Annotated in this window: 1 protein-coding gene; it reads right to left on the bottom strand. The window is 57.7% G+C overall.

Features of this window, described 5'->3' with window-relative positions; translation table 11 throughout:
• Window positions 1–869, bottom strand: an 869-nt coding sequence (locus tag ACFQ14_RS14365; RefSeq protein ID WP_377213449.1) for an IS110 family transposase, incomplete at its 3' end; no start/stop codon positions are given.
• Between the last annotated feature and the right edge of the window lie 85 nt (window positions 870–954).

Here is a 954-nt window from a genome sequence, read left to right as displayed (position 1 = left end):
TTCGCTCGTCGAACGCGACTCGTCATGCCAATAACCAACAAATGCCGTAGATACTGATCGCCCATTCTGGTGATACGTCCCAGCGTCTCCTTGCCACCACTCGACTTGTTGATGGGCGTCAGACCGATCCAGGCTGCGAAGTCCCGTCCACTCCTAAACTGTTGTCCGCTGCCGATTGTGGCGACCATAGCTGAGGCCGTGATCGGGCCGATGCCCGGGATCGAACGCAGCAGATCGATACGTGCGTCCGTCTTTGCAGTCGCGAAGATCGCCTTCTCCAGAACGTCGATGCGACCGTCGAGCGCAAGAAACTGATCGCAGAGCGAAGCAATAACGTCTTCAGCCATCTCAGGTATATCCAGCAGTTCGCCGACCTGCATGCTCGCTGCGAACTCCCGCAGATGCTGGACCCCAGTTGGCATGACAATCCCGAACTCCGACAACAGCCCACGGATCATGTTGGCCAACTGGGTGCGCTGGCTGACCAACGCCTGCCGAACGCGATGCTGGCACAGCATGGCCTGCTGCTCTTCCGACTTGATTGCCACGAAACGCATGGTCGGTCGCGTGACAGCCTCGCAAACCGCCGCTGCATCAATAGCGTCCGATTTACCCCGCTTTACATAAGGCTTCACGTAGCTGGGTGGCATGAGCTTCACCTCATGCCCAAGCCGGGTCAGCTCTCGTGCCCAGTGGTGGGACGATCCACACGCCTCCATGCCGATCAGACATGGCTCCAACATCGCGAAGAACGGCAGCATCTGTGCTCGGCGAAGCGGCTTATTGAACGCGACCGATCCGTCAGCGCAAACGCCGTGAACCTGAAAGACTGTCTTGGCCAGATCGATACCAATCGTGATAATCTGCATGAGGTGGCTCCTTCATAACAGTGATGAAAACTGCACTATGGCGAATTAGACGCCGCGGTGGAGGAGCCATCCACACCATCCGCTT

The sequence above is a fragment of the Pseudahrensia aquimaris genome (genome assembly GCF_042676045.1).
Classification (GTDB): domain Bacteria; phylum Pseudomonadota; class Alphaproteobacteria; order Rhizobiales; family Rhizobiaceae; genus Pseudahrensia; species Pseudahrensia aquimaris.
Note: the sequence above shows the minus strand (reverse complement) of the source record. Positions and strands in the feature narration are given on the sequence as shown.